Source organism: Streptomyces sp. NBC_00690 (assembly GCF_036226685.1).
Classification (GTDB): domain Bacteria; phylum Actinomycetota; class Actinomycetes; order Streptomycetales; family Streptomycetaceae; genus Streptomyces.
This window is the reverse complement of the sequence record NZ_CP109009.1, coordinates 5,331,880-5,349,635: the sequence shown is the minus strand read 5'-3', so window position 1 is coordinate 5,349,635 and position 17,756 is coordinate 5,331,880. Positions and strand designations below refer to the sequence as shown.

Sequence of the window (17,756 nt, the reverse complement as noted above, 5' to 3'; positions counted from 1 at the left end):
CCGATCGGAGTGGGGCGCCCCGGTCAGGGGCGGTCGACAGGTGGAGCCGTCCGGGCGGGCTCGGGGCGGTGGTGCGTGCGCAGGAAGTCCAGCAGCAGCCCGGTGGTCTCGTCCGGGCGTTCCAGTGCGGGCAGATGACCGGCCCAGGCCAACTCCCTTAGTTCGGCCGAGGGGAGCAGCGAGGCCAGACGGCGCGCGGTGGCACGGAAGTCGGGCAGGTCGTGGGCGCCGAAGGCGACGAGCGCGGGCGCGGTCACCGCGGTGAGGGTCTGGGGGTCGAAGTCCCGGTCGCCGTAGTGCTCACCGTGTTCATGGGCGGCTGCGTCCTGCACCTCGAAGGCGTGCTGCTGCATCTGGCGCACCGCTGAGTGGGCCGCGGGGCTCGCGTCGGGGCCGAGCCAGGTGCGGCCGTTGAGTTCAGCCGCGCCGGACAGATCGTTGGCCTCGAAGAGTTCCGTCTCCCTCTCGTCGAACGCGACGAGTTCGGGGCTGGCACCCATGTCGGGCAGCCCGGCACAGAGCAGGGCGAGGGCGGTGACCCGCTTGGGGGCCAGGGCCGCGGTCTCCAGGGCGATCCGCCCGCCGTAGGAGGAGCCGACCAGCGCGGCCTGGTCGATGTGGAGTTCGTCCAGGAGCGCCAGGACGTCGTCCGCGTCGCTGTAGGGGCCGCGACCCGCGGGAGTCTCCCCGTACCCACGGAAGTCGCAGCGGATGACCTGCCAGCCCGCGTCTACGAGGGCCTGCCATTGGGGGTCCCACATGCGGCGGTCGCAGACGGTGGAGTGCAGGAGCAGAACGGTGGGGCCGGTGCCGGCCAGGTCATATGTCAGGTTCACCGGGCTGACATTAAGCCCACACCTAGGTCGGCGCTCTTGAGTTTTCCACTCACCAGACTCACTTGAACATGTTCAAAAACAGGTCTACATTCAATCCCGTCAGCACTTTTGAACGTGTTCAAGGAGCGTGTGGCATGGACGACCTCAATGTGGTCGCGTACATCGTCTATCTGCTGATCAGCGTGGCCCTGACGATCTGGGTGGCCCGCACGCTCAGCAAGAACGGGCGGATCTTCCTGTCGGACGTCATGCACGGCAACGAGAAGTTGGCCGAAGCCGTGAACCATCTCCTCGTCGTCGGCTTCTACTTGGTGAACCTGGGCTTCGTCGCCCTCTACCTGCGGGTCGCCGAAACCGTCGACAACGCCCGGGAACTCTTCGACGCCCTCTCGGTGAAGCTCGGCGTGGTGCTGCTGGTCCTCGGTGTGATGCACCTCGGCAACGTCTACGTCCTCAACAAGATCCGCAGGCGCGGTGTGATGGAGCGCGAGCAGATCCCGCCGGTGAGCCCGCAGGGCTGGACCAACCCGGCCGACCGCACCCCGCCCCCCAACGACGGCGGCCGTGCCAGGGCCGGAGCGTGACCCCATGGCCAGCCAGCCCCGTCCCAACGCCCCGATCGCCTCGCTGACCGTCCTCTACGACGCCAACTGCTCCCTCTGCGTCCATCTGCGGCACTGGCTCAAGGGCCAACCCCAACTCGTACCGCTGCGCCTGGTGCCCGCCGGATCCGTGGAGGCGCAGCGGCTGTTCCCCGAACTCGACCACGCCCGCACCCAGCGGGAGATCACCGTCATCGGCGACCAGGGCCAGATCTTCAGCGGATCCGCGGCATGGATCGTCTGTCTGTGGGCGCTCGCCGAGCACCGCCCGAAGGCCCACTGGCTCGCCACCCCGAGCGGAGCGCCCTTCGTCCGCGGCACCATGCTCGCCGCCGCCAAGTACCGCGAGCTCTCCGGTGCGGGTCCGGGCAACGGTTCCGGGCAGGCAGCCTGCGACGACCAGTGCGAACTGCCCGGCTAGGCTCGCACCGTGAGTGAAGAGAAGTCCCCCAAGAGCATCCCGAAGAGCGAACAGACCCGGACGCTCATCCTCGAAACCGCGCTCCGGCTGTTCCAGGAGCGCGGCTACGACAAGACGACCATGCGGGCCATCGCCAAGGAAGCGGGGGTTTCCGTAGGCAACGCCTACTACTACTTCTCCTCCAAAGAGCACCTCATCCAGGGCTTCTACGACCGGATCGCGGCCGAGCACCAGGCCGCCGTCCGGCCGGTGCTGGAGCGGGAGACCAAGTTGGAGGCCAGGCTCGCGGGGGTGCTGCTGGCCTGGCTGGACATCGCGGAGCCGTACCACGAGTTCGCGGCCCAGTTCTTCAAGAACGCGGCCGACCCGGACAGCCCGCTCAGCCCGTTCTCACCGGAGTCGGAGCCCGCCCGCGAGGAGGCCATCGACGTCCACCGCCAGACGCTCGCCGGCGCCAAGGCCAAGGTCCCCGATGAGTTGGCCGATGCCTTCCCCGAGCTGATGTGGCTCTCCCAGATGGGGCTCGTCCTCTACTGGGTCTTCGACCGCTCGGAGGGGCACGAGCGCAGCAGACAACTGGCGGTGCGCGGTGCGCGGGTCACCGCCCGGGGCATCACCCTCGCCCGCTTCCGGGTGCTGCGGCCCCTCGTCCACGATGTGCACGAACTGCTGACGGACCTGCTGCCCGGGATGGCGCAGAACGTGGCTGCCCGCAAGGAGAAGGCCCCCGCCCCGCGCCGACGGACCGCATCCGCGCCGAGGGGGAAGGCGCCCGCCCCGGACACCAGGGCGGACACCGGGACGGACATCGGGACGGGCACCGACCGGGAGGAGTGACCGGCCCGCCCGGCCACTCCCCTCCTCGGCTACTTCTCAGCGGCTCCTTCGTGGCTCCTGCGGTTTTCCGTTGCTCCTCAGTGGCGAGCGCCCACCGGGGCCAGCACCACGTCCTGCACCAGGGGCTCATCGCCGACGACGACGTGCCTCACCCACTGTTCGTGCCCGGTCGATGTGACCGTCAGAAGGTGGGCGCCCCCCTCGGGAGCCGAGAGGATGTACGAGCCGTCGGCCAGCGACACCACCCGGTCGATCCGTGCGCCGTCGGGTGACTCCAGCGTGAGCACACCGCCCATCACCGGCTCGCCCCGCCCGGTGTGGACGAGCCCGTGCACGACCGAGCCGGTCGAGCCGGTCGTGGGCGCCGCCGTACGGGAGGCCGACGCCGGTTCGTCGGGCAGGGCGTCTCCCGGTTCCACCGCCAGATGGGGAAGTCGAGCCTCCAGTACGGCCGGCAACCACCAGTTGGACCGTCCGAGCAGATGCATCACGGCCGGAACCAGCGCCGTCCGCAGCAGGAACGCATCCAGAGCCACCGCGACCGCCAGCCCCACGCCGGCCATGCCCGCCTCCATGTCACCGCTGAGGACGAAGGCACCGAAGACACAGATCATGATCAGGGCGGCGCAGTTGATGACCCGGCTGGTCTCGGCCAGTCCCACCCGCACGGCCCGGGCGTTGTCCTTGGTGTGCACCCACTCCTCGTGCATCCGGCTGACCAGGAAGACCTGGTAGTCCATGGAGAGTCCGAAGAGCAGGGACAACATGATGACCGGGAGGAACGCAGTGATCGGCCCTTCCTTGCCGATGCCGAGAAGTTCGGTTCCGTAGCCCCATTGGAAGATCGCCACCAGCACCCCGAAGGATGCGGCTGCGGCGATCAGGTTCATCACCGCGGCGGTCAGCGGCACGAGGATCGATCGGAAGGCGATCATCAGGAGGACGAAGCCGAGCACGATGATCGTGGCGACGAAGTACGGAAGCCGCTCGCTGGTCACGGCCGCGAAGTCCTTGAAGACGGCCGTGACCCCGCCGACGTGGACCTTCTCACCAGACTCGGCGATGACGTCCTCCCGTAGGACGTCGATCAGTCGGTCGGTCTCCTCGGACTGCGGTGACGTCGTCGGCACCACCTGGATCACCGTCAGCCCCGAGCCCGGCTGTGACGGCAGCGCCGCGGCGAAGGCCACGCCCTCGGTCTTGCTCACCTGTTGCACGAGTTCTTGGACGGCCCGGGGTTCGACACCGTCGGCGACCAGTTGCAGCGGCCCGTTGAAGCCGGGGCCGAAGCCGTCGGCCAGCAGGTCGTACGCCTGGCGCGTCGTCGATTCCTCCGGGTGATTGCCCTGGTCGGTCGCGCCCAGCCGGAGCGAGAACACCGGGATCGCCAGGGCCACCATCACCAGCAGCGCCACCGCGCCGATCGCTCGCGGCCGACGCTGGACCATCGCTGACCAGCGGGCGGCGAGACCGCTCGCCTCGGCGGGCGCGGGCCCGTTCGCGGCCAACCGCTGACGCTGCCGACGGCTGAGCACCTTCGGTCCGAGCACCCCCATGAGCGCGGGCAGCAGGGTCACGGCGGCCAGGACGCTCAGGACGACGGTGAGCGAGGTGGCGATCACCACACCGTCCAGGAAGCGGAGGTTCATCACGAGCATGCCGGCGAGCGCGATGCACACCGTCCCGCCTGCGAACAGCACCGCGCGCCCAGAGGTGTTGAGCGCATTGACCGCGGACTCCTCCGGCTCCATGCCGCGAAGAAGCCCCTTGCGGTGCCGGGTGACGATGAACAGCGCGTAGTCGATGCCGACCCCGAGCCCGATGAGCGAGCCGAGCAGCGGGCCCACCTCGGGCACGTCCGTCACATGGCTGAGCAGGATCGTCGCCATCATCGCCGTACCGACCGCGAACACGGCGACGACCAGGGGCAATGCCATCGCGAAGAGGGAGCCGAACGCCAGGAAGAGCACGACGGCAGCGGCTCCGAGACCCACGAGTTCCGCGGTGCCCATCGGCGGTTCCTGGATGCGTTTGACGGCCTGTCCGCCGATCTCCGTCTGCAATCCGTCGCCCGCCGCCGCCTCGGTGAGGTCCACGACGTCCTGGACGAGCGCCTTGGGCACCGCGTCCGCCTGGTCGACGAAGGTGATCTGGGCGTACGCGGTCCGCCCGTCCGTGCTGATCTGGATCGCGCCTTCGGGTGCGTAGGGACTGATGACCTCGCCGACCCCGCGCATCCCCGCGATCTCCCGGAGGGCAGGCTCCAGTCGCTGCCGTACGGGGGCGTCCCGCACCGAGCCGTCCTGCACCCGCCACACCAGGGTGTTCTGGTCCCCCGACCGCTCCGGGAACGCCTTGACCAGCAGGTCGAGCGCCTTCTTGGAGTCGGTGTCGGGAAGGCTGAAGACATTCGAGTAGTGAGTGCCCGCGGCGGTTCCGGCCACCCCCAGGCCCAACAGCGCCCCCACCCACAACACCAGAACCACCAGCCGATGCCGATAGCACCACCGTGCCAACGCCGTCACGATCACTGCTCCTTCGTCGATCCCCAGCCCCCGAGTGGCTACAGAATCGGCCGTGCGGTGCGGTCATGGCGGGATTCGTCCCTGACTCACAAGGAACTCCCAGGCATCGAACGGCCCCTCACCCGCCCGAGGTGCCGATACTGAGATCCCCATCGACCTGGATCGATGGGACAGAGGCAACGGCCCGGGGTTCATCGGGTCGGGAGGGGGCGGAATGAGCCAGGAGGAGCGGGGCGGGGACTGCGCCGGGGCGACGGTCCTGATCGTGGAGGACGAGCCGAGCATCGCCGATGTGCTGTCCATCGCCCTGAGGTACCACCGGTTCGAGGTGATGACGGCGGGCAGTGTGCGCCAGGCGCAGTGGTTGGCCAGCCGGGCCAGACCGGACGCGGCCCTGCTCGATGTGATGCTCCCCGACGGTGACGGCCGGGTGCTGGGGCGCGAGATGCGTGCGTTGCACCCGGACACGGCGATCGTCTTCCTCACGGCCCGGGACGCACCCGCGGAGATCGTGGGGGCGTTGGGCTTCGGTGACGACTACATCACCAAACCATTCAACGTCGACGAGGTGGTGGCGCGGGTCACCGCCGTACTGAGGCGCACCCGACCGGCCGATGTGCTGTCCGTACCGCCTCCACTGCGGTACGGGGACCTGGAGTTGGACGAGACGACGTACGCCGTGCGGCGCGGGGGGCGTTCCGTACAACTCACACCCACCGAGTACGCCCTGTTGCGGTTCCTGGTGCGCAACGGTGGACGGGTGGTTCCCAAGGACCAACTGCTGCGGCACGTCTGGAGCTACGAGCACGAAGCGGAGTCGACCGTGGTGGAGACGTACATCAGCTATCTACGGCGCAAGCTCGACCCGCTCGGGCCACCGTTGATCACCACCCGTCGGGGCGTGGGGTACGGGCTCTCGTGAAGGGGACAGCCAGCGGGACCCGGCGTGGGCACCGGCACGCGCCGCACTCCCTGCGCGCCAAACTGACGGCCGTCAACGTCATGCTGCTGGCCCTCGGCATCACCGTGGCGACCGCCGTCAGCCTGATGGGGATGCAGCACTTCCTCATCGACCGGGTCGACACCGAACTCGTCGGCAACCGCAACGCCCTGGAGCGAACCGGCTTCACCCAGAAGGAAGTCGAATCGCTCAGGGCCCTCGGCACCCTGCTGGAGCAGTTCGCACCCGGCGACCGGCAGTCCGGGCTGCCTCGCTCCGACACCATGATCGTGGCGCTCGATGACCGGGGGCAGCCCACCTCGTTCGCCGGGATCGAGCCCACCTCCCGCCAGCGCGCCATCGCCTCGGCCGTCGCCGATCCGTCCGCCCTCAGCCGTTCCAGCGCGGTCCGGGACATCCAGGTCAACGGGGAGCCCTACCGGGTGGTCGGCGCCCGGCTGGCCGACGGCACGATCGTGTTGATGGCGACCAGCACGGGCGCGATGCACAACGCCCTGCGCAAGGCGCTCAAGTTCGACATCGTCTTCGGTGTGCTGCTGCTGGTGCTGCTGGCCCTGGTCACCATGGGCTGGGCCAGGCGCAGGCTCCGTCCGCTGGAGGACATGGTGGAGACGGCGTCCGCCATAGCGGAGGGCGATCTAACCCGCCGGGTGCCGGCCGACTCCCCCACGGCGACCGAGATCGAGCAACTGCGGGTCGCGCTCAACTCCATGCTTCACCAGGTGGAATCGGCCTTTGAGACCCGGGAGCGCAGCGCGGCCCAACTGCGCCGGTTCGTCGCCGACGCCTCGCACGAACTGCGCACCCCGCTGTCCGCGATACGCGGCTACCTCCAGTTGTACGACCGGGGGATGCTGCGCGGCCCGGTGGAGCGTTCCCGGGCGCTGGCCCGGATGAACGCCGAAGCGGACCGGATGGGCCGACTGGTCGAGGAGCTGCTGACACTGGCCCGACTGGACCGGCAGGCCCCGCTGCGGATGGCCCCGGTGGATCTGGCACAACTGGTACGGGACGGGGCCGACGATCTGCGGGCGCAGCAGCCGGACCGGCCCGTCGCCCTGAGCGCATCAGGGCGGTTGGCGGTGCAGGGCGATGAGTCCGCACTGCGTCAGATCGTGGGGAACCTATTGGGGAACGTACGGGCGCACACGCCGGTCACCGCCCGGGTACGGCTGGAGTTGGCGCGGCAGCCGGGCGGGGGCGATCGCCCCGGGTGGGTGCGGCTGACCGTTGCCGACGAGGGCCCGGGGATGGCGGCTCAGGACGCGGACCGGATCTTCGACCGCTTCTTCCGGGCCGCGGGAGCGACAGCGGCCACGAGGGAGGCGGAGGAGCGGGAGACAGCGGTACGGGAAGCAGCGGTACGGGAGACGGGATCGGCTGACGGGACGGCTGTGGGGACAGCTGCGGGTCGATCGGTCGGGGCCGCCGAGGTGGCCGCCGATGCGTTGGTTTCCGGGGAGGTCCCGCCGGCGACGGGTGACGATGCAACCGTCGGCGAGGGCTGGCGGGAACGGCCGCAGCCTCCCGGCAGTGGGCTCGGCATGGCGATCGTGCAGGCCGTCGTCGCGTCCCACGGGGGTGAGGTGTCGGTGCGGACGGCGCGGGGCCGGGGGTTGGCCGTGACGGTGCTGCTCCCCGCGGCCACCGCCGGTGCCTCCCACGCGCCGCCGTCCTACACCGACACGGTCACGCCTGGCGGGACGCCAACTGCACCACGGTGATGTCGGATGAGGCGCCGACCCGCACGGGCGGCCCCCAGGCGCCGGCGCCGCGGGTCACATAGAGCTGGGTGTCGCCGTACCGCTCAAGGCCGGCGACGGTCGGATTGGCGAGCGCGGCCAGATGGTTGCCGGGCCAGAGTTGGCCGCCGTGGGTGTGACCGGAGAGCTGGAGGTCGACCCCGTGTTCCACGGCGTCGTGGATGACCACGGGCTGGTGGGCCAGCAGGACGGCGGCCCGGGCGCTGTCACGGTCGCCGAGGGCCTTGCGGAAGTCGGGCCCCCTGCCGAACTTCTCGCCCTCGATGTCGTCGACTCCCGCGAGGTCGAATCCGGCGATCTCGACGCGCTCGTTCTCCAGCGGGCGCAGCCCGAGTTCCCGCACATGGTCGACCCACTCCTCCGCCCCGGAGAAGTACTCGTGGTTCCCGGTGACGAAGAACGAGCCGTGCCGGGCCCGGAGCTGGTTCAAGGGCTCGGCCGCGGACCCGAGGTCGGCGACGCTGCCGTCGACCATGTCGCCGACGACGGCGACGAGATCGGGGGACGCGGCGTTGATGGTGTCCACGATCCGTTGGGTGTGGGCACGGCCGAGTATGGGCCCGAGGTGGATGTCGCTGACGACGGCGATGCGGAAGCCGTGCGCGGACCTGGGCAGCTTGGCGAGCGGAACGGTCACCCGTTTGATCTTGGGACCGCGCAGCACCCCGTAGGCGCCGTGCCCGACCGTGCCGAGCGCGGCGACGGCGGCACCGCCACCGACGACCCGGGAGACGAAGAGGCGCCGGGAGACGGTACGGGGGTCGTCGGGAGTGGTGGCGGGCTTGACCTCGTGGGTGGGTGCTCGATCAGCGGAGGTGTCGGTGTCGCCGGCCCCCGTACCCCGTACGGATGACGGGGTGTCCGTTGCCGCGGAGGCGGCGGCCGGGGCGTTCTCGGTGTGGGTCCTGCCCGAGGACGGGAGTGCGGTGGTGCCGCTCTCGGTGCTGGTGTTGGTGGCGGGTTCCGATGGCGGCACGGTGACCACCGCGGGTTCCTGGTTCGATGGCGGCGCATCGATCGGGGAGGGTGCCGCGGAGGCACCCGCTCCCCGAAGCTGCTGGGGCTGCTGAGACCCACGGGAACGACGAAGCCACACCGCTCGGACGACTTCCCCCACCAGCAGGGCGAGCACCAGATAGAGCAGCACCGCCAGCCACAGGTACCCCGGCCAGGCCACCACCCTTTCCAGCCAAAAAGGCGCGCCCGCGCGGCCTGCCACCAGCGCTCCGAAGGAGAGCAGCGGCAGCACCCAGAGGGCGACGGTACCCACTCCACGGGCCACGCCACGGGCCTGTGTGGTGTCGCGGACCAATCTCCGCCAGACGTACCAGTGCGCGCCTGCCAGGAGGGCGAGCACCGCCACGAAGACGAGCACGACGACCACGATCACAGAAAGCTCCCCTATTCTTCGCGTTCTTCGCGCCGCAAGGCGCGGACCCCACGCAACCCGATGAGTCCTACGACCGTCCCCAGAAGGAAGGACGTGATGGCGAGCAGCAGATGAACCCAGAAGTAGCCCGTGGGATCGCCCGCGTCGTCGAAGGCGAGTCCGCTGCCGTCCTGCCAAAGGTTTTTGACGAAGGTGACCCAGATGAACCAGCTCCACACCCCGAACGCGAGCAGGAACCAGGATGTGGGGCGGTTGAGCTTCATCCGTCCAGTATCGCTGCCGTTCATCGGTCGAGGTGGGTGGGGTGGGCCGTCTCGGCGGCGTTCCCGGCGAGTCATCAACCCGATAAGCATATTTTCTGATCAGCACTGTAATTTCACGCACGTGCCTGCTTTGAAGATGATCACGATGAAGGCCGTGCGCCGGACCGCGTCGGCGGTCACCGCCGCCTCGCTGCTGCCGCTGCTCGTCGCCGCGCCCGCCGCTGCGGACACTCATGAGCGTACGACCGACGGCAAGGCGCGCAAGCAGCCGAATCCCCCGTCGGTGATGTCCACGGTCGGCGGGGCGCAACTCGGCAAGGCGGGCACCCAGGTCAACCTCGGCACGGGTGCGCCCGTGCTCCCCAAGGACATCAGCAGCAGGTCCTGGATCGTGGCGGACGCCGAGAGCGGGGCCGTACTCGCGTCCCACAACGCCCACTGGCGACTGCCACCGGCCTCGACGATCAAGATGCTCTTCGCCGACACCCTGCTGCCGAAACTGCCGAAGGAGGCCACCCACAAGGTCTCCGCCGCCGAACTCTCCGAGGTCGGCACCAACAGCAGTCTCGTCGGGGTGAAGGAGGAGCTCACCTACACCGTCAACGACCTCTGGCTGGGAGTCTTCCTCCGTTCCGGCAATGACGCCGTCCACGTCCTGTCGGCCATGAACGGCGGCATCCCCAAGACCGTCCAGGACATGCAGGCCCACGCGGAGGAGTTGCAGGCGCTGGACACCCGGGTCGCCTCACCCGACGGCTATGACGCCGCCGGCCAGGTCTCCTCCGCGTACGACCTGACGCTCATCGCGCGCAACGGAATGCAGAAGAAGGACTTCCGGGACTACGCCGCCACCGTCCGCGCCCAGTTCCCGGGCGAGATGGACGGGAACAAGCGCGAGACCTTCGAGATCCAGAACACCAACCGACTGCTGACCGGTGAGGACGGCGTCACCCCGTACCCGGGGATCGCGGGCGTCAAGAACGGCAACACCACCCATGCGGGTTCGACGTTCACCGGGGTCGCCGAACGGGGCGGAAAGGTGCTGCTGGTCACCGTCATGAACCCCGAATCGGATGAGAGCCAGGCCGTCTACAAGGAGACCGCCCGACTGCTCGACTGGGGTTTCGCGGCCGGTGGGAAGGTCACCCCGGTCGGCGAGCTGGTGCCGCCGCGCTCGGCACGCCTCAAGGAGGCGGTCGGCGCCGGCCCGGGGAAGGACGGTACGCAGGCGAAGCCGGTGGCCATCGCCCGGGAGGAGTCCTCCGGGGGCGTCGGGATCGCCCTGGCGATCGTGGGCGGTGTGCTGGTGGCGCTCGCCGGTGCGTTCTTCGTGGTGAACCGGCGCTGGCCCTCCCACCGGGGGTGACCGGGGGCCCGGTCAGGCGGCCCTCGAAGGAGTCCCGGTCCGGGGGCGGGTTCCCGGCCTGGTGAAGGGACCTGGTGAAGGGGCCTGGTGAAGGGGCCTGGTGAAGGGCCTGGCGGAGAGGCCCTCAGCCTTCAGCGCGGCGATATGTGTTGATCAAGACGCCGGACGGTGTCGGCTGCGTCGCGGTCAGCGTCAGACGGCGGGCGCTCTGGCCGTCGGCGAAGAGTTGCTTCCCGCCGCCCAGGACCAGCGGAAAGACCAGCAGCCGGTACTCATCGACGAGGTCGTGTTCGATCAGGGTCCCGAGCAGTCCCCCGCTGCCCAACACCACCGTCTCGCGCTCGGACGCGGCCTTGATGCGGCTGACCTCCGCCGCCAGATCGGCACCGAGGACGGTGGAGTTCGCCCACGTCAGATCCCTGACTGTGCGGGAGGCCACGTACTTGGGCATCGCGTTCATCGCGGCCACCGCGGGGTCGTTCATATCGGCGTACGGCCATGTGGCCGCGAAGATCTCATACGTCCTACGGCCCAGCAGCAGGGCTCCGGCACCAGCCGTGGCCCCGCTCATGAACCGCTCCACCACCTCGTCGACATAGGGCAGCACCCAACCACCCCGATCGAACCCACCGTCCCGGTCCTCGTCGGCCGAGAGGACCGACTGCGTGACGCCGTCCAACGATACGAAGTTGACCACGACCAGCTGTCCCATGTGCTGCTCCCATCTGTGTGTTCCTGCTCCACCGAGGTTGACCAGGCACGGGAGCGGAATTCATCGGTTGCGGCGGAGGGCCGGCGAGATGGGGTCGCACGCATCCTTCTGGGACGGCCTTCAGGTCGCCCGCGGTGCCTTCGGTCCCTCGATGTCCGCCACGATCGCCGAACTCCTGCTGGGGGTCGCCGTCCAGGCCGCACAGAACAGCAGCAGTTTCGCCGTGAAGTTGATCCACAGCAGCAGGGCGATCGGTACGCCGAAGGCCCCGTACATGCTCTTGGACGCCACACCCGCCATATAGCCGCTCAGGAGCAGCTTCAGCAGTTCGAATCCGACGGCGCCGATCAGCCCGGCCACGATCAGTCGGCGCCGCTCGGGCTGGGCACCTGGTAGCAGGGTGAGCAGATAGAGCAGCATCAGGAAGTCCGCGAGGACGGCGATGGCGATCGCCACGACGGACAGCAGCACTCCCCAGGCGCCGTCCTTGTCGAGGCCGAGCCGATCCGCCGTCCAGCCCACCGCGCTGGAGCCGAGCGCAGAGGCGCCGAGGGAGACCAGCGCGGTCGCGCCGAGACCCAGCAGTACGCCCGCGTCCTTGGCCTTGCGGACGAAGGGGTTGCCCTCGTCCTCGTCGTCGGTCCCCCACACGGCGCGCAGACAGTCCCGCATGGCGCCGACCCAGCCGATGCCGGTCAGCAGCAGCAGCGCACCGGCGACCAGACCGACCGTGCCGGCATTGGCCACCAGCGAGTCGATGTTGAGCTGTTCGGAAATGCCCGGCACCTGCTCGCTGACCTTGTCCTCCAGCTTGCCGAGCTGGTCGTCGCTGAGCAGTGCGGCCCCGACTGCGGCGGCGACCGTGATCAGCGGGAAGAGCGCCAGGAAACTCAGGAAGGTGATGGCCGCGGCGAGCCGGGTCCAGTGCACTCGTTCCAGCGTCTCGTAGGAACGCCAGGCGTGCGTCTGCATCAGCCGGACGACGGTGGGCCCGACGACGGGGAGCTTGGTCAACCAATCCATGGCCTACGCCTACCCTCCGTTGCCGTCGGCAGTGGCCGGATCATGCATCGGAAGATCACAGTCCGGCGACTGCGCACGCATACATCGCGGCCCACACCAGACCGATCACCGCCAGCGCCCGGTCGCCCAGCACCACGTCCTCGGGTTCACCGGCCGTCCCGCGATCGGCGAACACGGCGTACCGCAGGACCGCGAGGATGAAGGCGATCATCGAGAGTTGCCGCCAGGGCAGCAGTGCGGACTCGTTCGGGACGCCGTTCTCCAGGGCCCAGAGGCAGTAGGCGAGTACGGCGACCGAGGCCGCGAGCTGCCAGACGAAACGCAGATAGCCGGTGGTGTACTCGCTCAGCAGGGCCCTGGTCGCGCCCTTGCCGCCGCCCCTGCCGTCCATCTGCACGGCTTCCGAGTAGCGCTTGGCCGCCACCATGAACAGCGCTCCGAACCCCGTGGTGATCAGGAACCACCGGGAGAGCGGAATGTCGAGTGCCACTCCTCCGGTCATGGCACGCAGCAGAAAGCCGGTGGTGACGACGGCCATATCGACGACGAGTACGTGTTTCAGCCAGATGCAGTAGGCGAGTTGCATGGAGAGGTACGCGGTGATCAGCGCCCCGGTCATGGCGTTGCAGAAGGCGGCGGCGCCCGCCACGGCGAGGGCGGCGAGGAGTGCGCCGACGACGTAGGCCAGCTGTACGGGCACCAGCCCGGCGGCGACCGGGCGGCGACACTTGACCGGATGGGCGCGGTCCGCTTCAGCGTCCCGGGCATCGTTGATCAGATAGACGGCCGCCGCGGCAGCGGTGAAGAGGACAAAGACGACCGCGAGCCGGGCCGCCGTGGATCGGGAATCCAGTTCGCCCGCGGCGGCGGGCGCGGCGAGGACCAGCAGGTTCTTGACCCACTGCCGGGGTCTGGCGGTCCTCAGCAGCCCGGCCAGCAGACCGCCGCGGGGCGGCGCGGGCGAGCGCCTGGACCCCCGCTCGGGCCGTACCAGCAGGGCGGTGCCGGGTTCATTCATCATGCCCTCCTCCCACGGCGAGGGGGCGGAGCGTCCAACGGTGTCCGAGGTGGGCGGCGAGCCCGCCGAGCGCGGCACCTGCGGCGATGTCGGTGGGGTAGTGGACGCCGACGACGAGCCGGGAGACGCACATGGCGGCAGCGACCGGGGGCAGCAGCCGCCGCGCCGCGGGCAGCAGGGCGCCGAAGGCTACGGCAGCCGCGGCGGCCGAGGTGGCGTGGGAACTGGGGAAGGAGTAGCGGCCTGCGGTGCTCACCAGGGGTGGCCATGCGGATGGCCCGGACGACCGCTGCGCGTCGTCCCGCTTCGAGGCGTACACACCCGGGCGGACGGCACAGGCGGTACGGGCAGTACTGGAGGCACGGGCGGTATGGGTGGTACCGGAGGCACAGGCGTCTTCTTGCCACCTGCGCCCCGGGGCGCCGGCTTCCGTTCCGTTCGGCGCAGGTGGGTAAGAAGTCGCGCCGGGGCGTGCTCTGCGCACCACCCGTTTGACGCCCACGCTCACGAGATGCGCCCCGCCGACCACGACCGTCGCCCGGAGCCACGCCCTCCGGCGTTTCCGGTCCACTGCCGCGTGCACCAGGCCGGCGGCGAGCCAGAGCGCGCCGTGTTCACCGACGAAGGAGAGCGCTCGGGCGACCGCGGCGATCTCCGGCTGGGCGCCGCACTCCCGCATCGCGGACAGCAGCCGTCGATCGGCGGCCAGCCATCCACCATCGGTCGCAGCCCGGCCGCGGTCCGCCTCGGCGTGTCCGGCACATCCGGTGTCCACTGCGTCGGTCATCCACCACCCCTTCCCATGAACCAGGGGCGACTCTTCTGGGCGATCGCCCAGTTTTCACGCCATTCTTTGATGACACTCGTTTAATCACCCATTTCGGCGAGTCAGCAAGACACTACGAAAATGCGGGCATAACCGGCTATACGGTCGACGCTATGTCTGTCGACACTCCCTCTGACCCCGCTCCGCCCGACGGCTTCGTGGACACCGGCACCCCATCGAGCCTCCTCGACGAGGCCGATCCGTTCGTCCGACTGAGCGGCTGGGGACGTACGGCACCGACCACCGCACGGATGGTGCGTCCGCGCTCCGCCGAGCAGACCGCGGCAGTGGTCCGGAGCCTGGGCGCGCGGGGCGGGATCGCACGAGGTCTCGGGCGTGCCTACGGCGACGCCGCCCAGAACGCCGGCGGCTGTGTGCTCGACATGACCGCTCTCGCCCGCATCCACGGCATCGACACGCACAGCGGAACCGTGACCTGTGACGCCGGAGTGAGCCTGCACCAACTGATGGAGGTGCTGCTCCCGCTCGGCTGGTTCGTCCCGGTGACACCCGGCACCCGACAAGTGACCGTGGGAGGCGCGTTCGGTGCGGACATCCACGGCAAGAACCACCACGTCAGCGGCTCCTTCTCGCGCCATGTGGAATCCATCGACCTGCTGACCGCCGACGGCGAGATCCAGACCGTTCGGCCCGGCACCGCCCTCTTCGACGCCACGGCGGGCGGCATGGGACTCACCGGAGTGGTCCTGTCCGCGACCGTACGGCTGCACCGGGTGGAGACCTCCTTGGTGGCGGTGGACACCGAGCGCGCCACCGACCTGGACGATCTGCTGTCCAGACTCACCACCGACGACCACCGCTACCGCTACTCCGTCGCCTGGATCGACCTCCTCGCCCGCGGCCGATCCCTCGGACGTGCGGTCCTCACCCGCGGGGAGCACGCCCCACTGGACGCGTTGGACGCCCGGGCCCGACGGACACCACTGGCCTTCCGTCCGGGACGGCTGCCCGCACCCCCCGCCCACGTACCGCGGGGACTGCTCAACCGAACCTCGGTGGGACTCTTCAACGCCTTCTGGTACCACCGGGCACCACGGTCCCGCAGAGCCGAACTCCAGCCGCTGACCAGGTTCTTCCACCCCCTGGACGCCGTACCGCACTGGAACCGGATCTACGGCCCCGACGGATTCGTCCAGTACCAGTTCGTGGTCGGCCACGGCCAGGAGGAAGCCCTGCGGCGCATCGTCCGACGCATCGCCGAACGGGGCTGCCCCTCCTTCCTCGCCGTGCTGAAGCGCTTCGGCGCGGCGGACCCCGGCTGGCTCTCCTTCCCCATGCCCGGCTGGACGCTCGCGCTGGACGTTCCCGCCGGGCTGGACGGTCTGGGCGACTTCCTCGACGAACTCGACGAGGAGGTCGCGGCGGCGGGCGGACGGATCTACCTCGCCAAGGACTCCCGGCTCCGCCCCGAACTCCTCGACGGCATGTATCCGCGGCTCGCGGACTTCCGCGAACTACGAGCCCGACTGGACCCGCAGGGGGTCTTCAGCTCCGACCTGGCTCGTCGCCTCGCCCTCTGACACCGCGGCCGTTCCGCGCCCTGCCCCGATCCAGCAGTCAGAACACACCCCAAGGAGTCATCCGGCATGAAGGACGCCTTCGGCACCCCGCAGTCCCTCCTCGTCCTCGGCGGCACATCGGAGATCGGGCTGGCCGTCGCCCGGCGGATGATCGCCCGCCGCGTCCGTACGGTCTGGTTGGCCGGCCGGCCCTCCCCCGAGTTGGAGGCCGCGGCCGGCTCGCTGCGCACGCTCGGCGCAGAGGTGCGCACCGTGCCCTTCGATGCACTCGACCCGGTTCCGCACGAAGAGGTACTCGGAAAGGTCTTCGCCGAGGGGGACATCGACCTGGTGCTGCTCGCGTTCGGGGTCCTCGGCGACCAGGCGAACGACGAGGGCGACCCCCCGGCCGCGGTCCGCGTCGCCCAGACCAACTACACGGGCGCCGTCTCGGCCGGACTGATCTGCGCGGTGGCCCTCCAGAACCAGGGGCACGGCTCGCTGGTGGTGCTCTCGTCAGTCGCGGGCGAACGCGCCCGCCGCACCAACTTCATCTACGGCTCCAGCAAAGCCGGTCTGGACGCCTTCGCCCAGGGCCTCGGGGACGCACTCCACGGCACCGGGGTCCACGTCATGGTGGTGCGCCCCGGGTTCGTACGGACCCGTATGACGGCCGGTATGCCCGAGGCACCCCTCGCCACCACCCCCGAGGCGGTCGCCACGGCCGTGGAGCTGGGACTGCGGCGCAGGAGCGAGGCCATCTGGGTGCCGGGGGTGCTGAGGGTGGTGATGACGGCCCTGCGGCACGCGCCGCGCGGCCTCTTTCGCCGACTGCCCCTCTGATGTCCGCCGTGTGATCTCGACCCTGCGAGCTCAACCGTGTGAATTCGACCGGGTGATCTTGACCCAGTGCCGGGGCAGTCCACCGCGTCAGGGGCACCCGGTGGGTGCGGCGGGGTCGCAGCGTCCCCCGGGGACGTTACGAGGTGGAGGGCGCCGTGGCCGGCTCGTCGACCGGGGAGCCCTGGGCCGGCACGGATCCGATGCCACCGCCGAACGCGTACTCGTGCAGCTTGCGCCACACACCGTCCGCACCCTGTTCGTAGAGGGCGAAGGAGGCGCACGTCCAAGCCGCCTCGAACTCCGCCAGCTCCGCATAGGCGCGGTCCATCGCCTCTTCGGAGATGGCGTGCGCCACCGTCACGTGCGGGTGGTACGAGAACTGGAGCTCGCGCACCAGCGGCCCGGAGTCGTCCCGCACCCGCTTCTGCAACCAGGAGCAGGCCGCCGCGCCCTCGACCACCTGGATGAAGACCACGGGCGACACGGGGCGGAAGGTGCCCGTACCGCACAGGCGCATCGGGAACGGTCGACCGGCGCGGGCGATCTCTGTGAGGTGGGCCTCGATGGCGGGCAGCAGCGCGGGGTCCGCCTCGGTCGGCGGCAGGAGGGTGATGTGCGTGGGAATCCCATGTGCGGCGGGGTCACCGAAGCCCACACGCCGCTCTTGGAGCAGGCTGCCGTAGGGCTCCGGGACCGCGATCGAAACGCCGAGCGTTACGGTCCCCACGTCGTTCTCCTCATCGTCTCGTACGGGCTGGCTGTCCATCCGCACGTCAGCTGTTGACGGATGTGGTGCAGCCGCCAGTGTGGCGGCTGCACGGTGCATGTGACCAGAGGCGTTGGACACACC

17 protein-coding genes are annotated in these 17,756 nt (G+C 69.8%); 8 read left to right on the top strand and 9 right to left on the bottom strand.

The genetic code is table 11. From position 1 onward, the window contains the following. Positions 1-23: 23 nt before the first annotated feature. Entirely contained in the window at positions 24-836 is an 813-nt protein-coding gene (locus tag OID54_RS23415) for an alpha/beta fold hydrolase (RefSeq protein WP_329022426.1), read from the bottom strand. 134 nt (positions 837-970) lie between these two features. Here OID54_RS23415 and OID54_RS23410 point away from each other — a divergent pair, with 134 nt between their 5' ends. Genes OID54_RS23410 through OID54_RS23400 form a run of 3 tightly spaced genes read left to right on the top strand, consistent with a single transcriptional unit; the run spans position 971 to position 2,696 of the window. After that, entirely contained in the window at positions 971-1,420 is a 450-nt protein-coding gene (locus OID54_RS23410) for a hypothetical protein (protein WP_329022424.1), read from the top strand. Between the two features lie 4 nt (positions 1,421-1,424). Then, the gene (locus tag OID54_RS23405; protein ID WP_329022422.1) at positions 1,425-1,859 is read left to right on the top strand and encodes a thiol-disulfide oxidoreductase DCC family protein; all 435 of its coding nucleotides are present in this window, start codon (positions 1,425-1,427) and stop codon (positions 1,857-1,859) included. Positions 1,860-1,868: 9 nt separating this feature from the next. Beyond that, on the top strand, positions 1,869-2,696 hold the full coding sequence (locus OID54_RS23400) for a TetR/AcrR family transcriptional regulator (RefSeq protein WP_329022420.1): 828 nt from the start codon (positions 1,869-1,871) through the stop codon (positions 2,694-2,696). A 77-nt stretch (positions 2,697-2,773) separates the two neighbouring features. Here OID54_RS23400 and OID54_RS23395 read toward each other — a convergent pair whose 3' ends face one another. Next, positions 2,774-5,212, bottom strand: a complete 2,439-nt coding sequence (locus tag OID54_RS23395) for an MMPL family transporter (RefSeq protein ID WP_329027734.1) — start codon at positions 5,210-5,212, stop codon at positions 2,774-2,776. Between the two features lie 223 nt (positions 5,213-5,435). Here OID54_RS23395 and OID54_RS23390 point away from each other — a divergent pair, with 223 nt between their 5' ends. Both OID54_RS23390 and OID54_RS23385 read left to right on the top strand, forming a co-directional pair. Then, the gene (locus OID54_RS23390; RefSeq protein WP_329022418.1) at positions 5,436-6,143 is read left to right on the top strand and encodes a response regulator transcription factor; all 708 of its coding nucleotides are present in this window, start codon (positions 5,436-5,438) and stop codon (positions 6,141-6,143) included. Positions 6,144-6,223: 80 nt separating this feature from the next. Next, positions 6,224-7,906 carry a sensor histidine kinase gene (locus OID54_RS23385; protein ID WP_443055788.1) on the top strand — a complete coding sequence of 561 codons (1,683 nt, stop codon included), beginning with the start codon at positions 6,224-6,226 and terminating at the stop codon, positions 7,904-7,906. Here the strand turns inward: OID54_RS23385 and OID54_RS23380 are convergent. Both OID54_RS23380 and OID54_RS23375 read right to left on the bottom strand, forming a co-directional pair. Then, a complete protein-coding gene (locus OID54_RS23380; protein WP_329022414.1) occupies positions 7,872-9,335 on the bottom strand; it encodes a metallophosphoesterase in 1,464 nt (487 codons plus the stop codon). The two genes, OID54_RS23385 and OID54_RS23380, sit on opposite strands and share 35 nt — an antisense overlap. Before the next feature lie 11 nt (positions 9,336-9,346). Then, entirely contained in the window at positions 9,347-9,598 is a 252-nt protein-coding gene (locus OID54_RS23375; RefSeq protein WP_329022412.1) for an SCO4848 family membrane protein, read from the bottom strand. A 145-nt stretch (positions 9,599-9,743) separates the two neighbouring features. Here OID54_RS23375 and OID54_RS23370 point away from each other — a divergent pair, with 145 nt between their 5' ends. Further along, a complete protein-coding gene (locus tag OID54_RS23370) occupies positions 9,744-10,964 on the top strand; it encodes a D-alanyl-D-alanine carboxypeptidase family protein (RefSeq protein ID WP_329027732.1) in 1,221 nt (406 codons plus the stop codon). 124 nt (positions 10,965-11,088) lie between these two features. On the opposite strand, the gene OID54_RS23365 is transcribed toward OID54_RS23370, so the two are convergent. The 4 genes from OID54_RS23365 to OID54_RS23350 form a co-directional block, all read right to left on the bottom strand. After that, positions 11,089-11,676 carry a dihydrofolate reductase family protein gene (locus tag OID54_RS23365; RefSeq protein WP_329022410.1) on the bottom strand — a complete coding sequence of 196 codons (588 nt, stop codon included), beginning with the start codon at positions 11,674-11,676 and terminating at the stop codon, positions 11,089-11,091. Between the two features lie 120 nt (positions 11,677-11,796). Then, positions 11,797-12,699: a YihY/virulence factor BrkB family protein gene (locus tag OID54_RS23360; protein WP_329022408.1), complete on the bottom strand. Its 903-nt coding sequence runs from the start codon at positions 12,697-12,699 to the stop codon at positions 11,797-11,799. Between the two features lie 55 nt (positions 12,700-12,754). Further along, positions 12,755-13,717 carry a decaprenyl-phosphate phosphoribosyltransferase gene (locus OID54_RS23355; RefSeq protein WP_329027730.1) on the bottom strand — a complete coding sequence of 321 codons (963 nt, stop codon included), beginning with the start codon at positions 13,715-13,717 and terminating at the stop codon, positions 12,755-12,757. Next, complete coding sequence (locus tag OID54_RS23350; RefSeq protein ID WP_443055663.1) at positions 13,710-14,504, bottom strand: phosphatase PAP2 family protein; 795 nt, start codon at positions 14,502-14,504, stop codon at positions 13,710-13,712. Before OID54_RS23350 ends, OID54_RS23355 begins: the two co-directional genes overlap by 8 nt. Before the next feature lie 290 nt (positions 14,505-14,794). Here OID54_RS23350 and OID54_RS23345 point away from each other — a divergent pair, with 290 nt between their 5' ends. Both OID54_RS23345 and OID54_RS23340 read left to right on the top strand, forming a co-directional pair. Beyond that, a complete protein-coding gene (locus OID54_RS23345) occupies positions 14,795-16,084 on the top strand; it encodes an FAD-binding oxidoreductase (RefSeq protein ID WP_329027726.1) in 1,290 nt (429 codons plus the stop codon). Positions 16,085-16,150: 66 nt separating this feature from the next. Continuing rightward, complete coding sequence (locus OID54_RS23340; protein WP_329022406.1) at positions 16,151-16,906, top strand: decaprenylphospho-beta-D-erythro-pentofuranosid-2-ulose 2-reductase; 756 nt, start codon at positions 16,151-16,153, stop codon at positions 16,904-16,906. 136 nt (positions 16,907-17,042) lie between these two features. Here OID54_RS23340 and OID54_RS23335 read toward each other — a convergent pair whose 3' ends face one another. After that, on the bottom strand, positions 17,043-17,633 hold the full coding sequence (locus OID54_RS23335; protein ID WP_329022404.1) for a 2'-5' RNA ligase family protein: 591 nt from the start codon (positions 17,631-17,633) through the stop codon (positions 17,043-17,045). Between the last annotated feature and the right edge of the window lie 123 nt (positions 17,634-17,756).

Excerpts from the sequence above, each read along its gene's own strand:
- OID54_RS23410 (WP_329022424.1), top strand. The coding sequence starts at position 971 with ATGGACGACCTCAATGTGGTCGCGTACATCGTCTATCTGCTGATCAGC.
- OID54_RS23405 (WP_329022422.1), top strand. The coding sequence starts at position 1,425 with ATGGCCAGCCAGCCCCGTCCCAACGCCCCGATCGCCTCGCTGACCGTC.
- OID54_RS23390 (WP_329022418.1), top strand. The coding sequence starts at position 5,436 with ATGAGCCAGGAGGAGCGGGGCGGGGACTGCGCCGGGGCGACGGTCCTG.
- OID54_RS23385 (WP_443055788.1), top strand. The coding sequence starts at position 6,224 with ATGCTGCTGGCCCTCGGCATCACCGTGGCGACCGCCGTCAGCCTGATG.
- OID54_RS23375 (WP_329022412.1), bottom strand. The coding sequence starts at position 9,598 with ATGAAGCTCAACCGCCCCACATCCTGGTTCCTGCTCGCGTTCGGGGTG.
- OID54_RS23370 (WP_329027732.1), top strand. The coding sequence starts at position 9,744 with ATGAAGGCCGTGCGCCGGACCGCGTCGGCGGTCACCGCCGCCTCGCTG.
- OID54_RS23365 (WP_329022410.1), bottom strand. The coding sequence starts at position 11,676 with ATGGGACAGCTGGTCGTGGTCAACTTCGTATCGTTGGACGGCGTCACG.
- OID54_RS23360 (WP_329022408.1), bottom strand. The coding sequence starts at position 12,699 with ATGGATTGGTTGACCAAGCTCCCCGTCGTCGGGCCCACCGTCGTCCGG.
- OID54_RS23355 (WP_329027730.1), bottom strand. The coding sequence starts at position 13,717 with ATGAATGAACCCGGCACCGCCCTGCTGGTACGGCCCGAGCGGGGGTCC.
- OID54_RS23350 (WP_443055663.1), bottom strand. The coding sequence starts at position 14,504 with ATGACCGACGCAGTGGACACCGGATGTGCCGGACACGCCGAGGCGGAC.
- OID54_RS23345 (WP_329027726.1), top strand. The coding sequence starts at position 14,795 with ATGGTGCGTCCGCGCTCCGCCGAGCAGACCGCGGCAGTGGTCCGGAGC.
- OID54_RS23340 (WP_329022406.1), top strand. The coding sequence starts at position 16,151 with ATGAAGGACGCCTTCGGCACCCCGCAGTCCCTCCTCGTCCTCGGCGGC.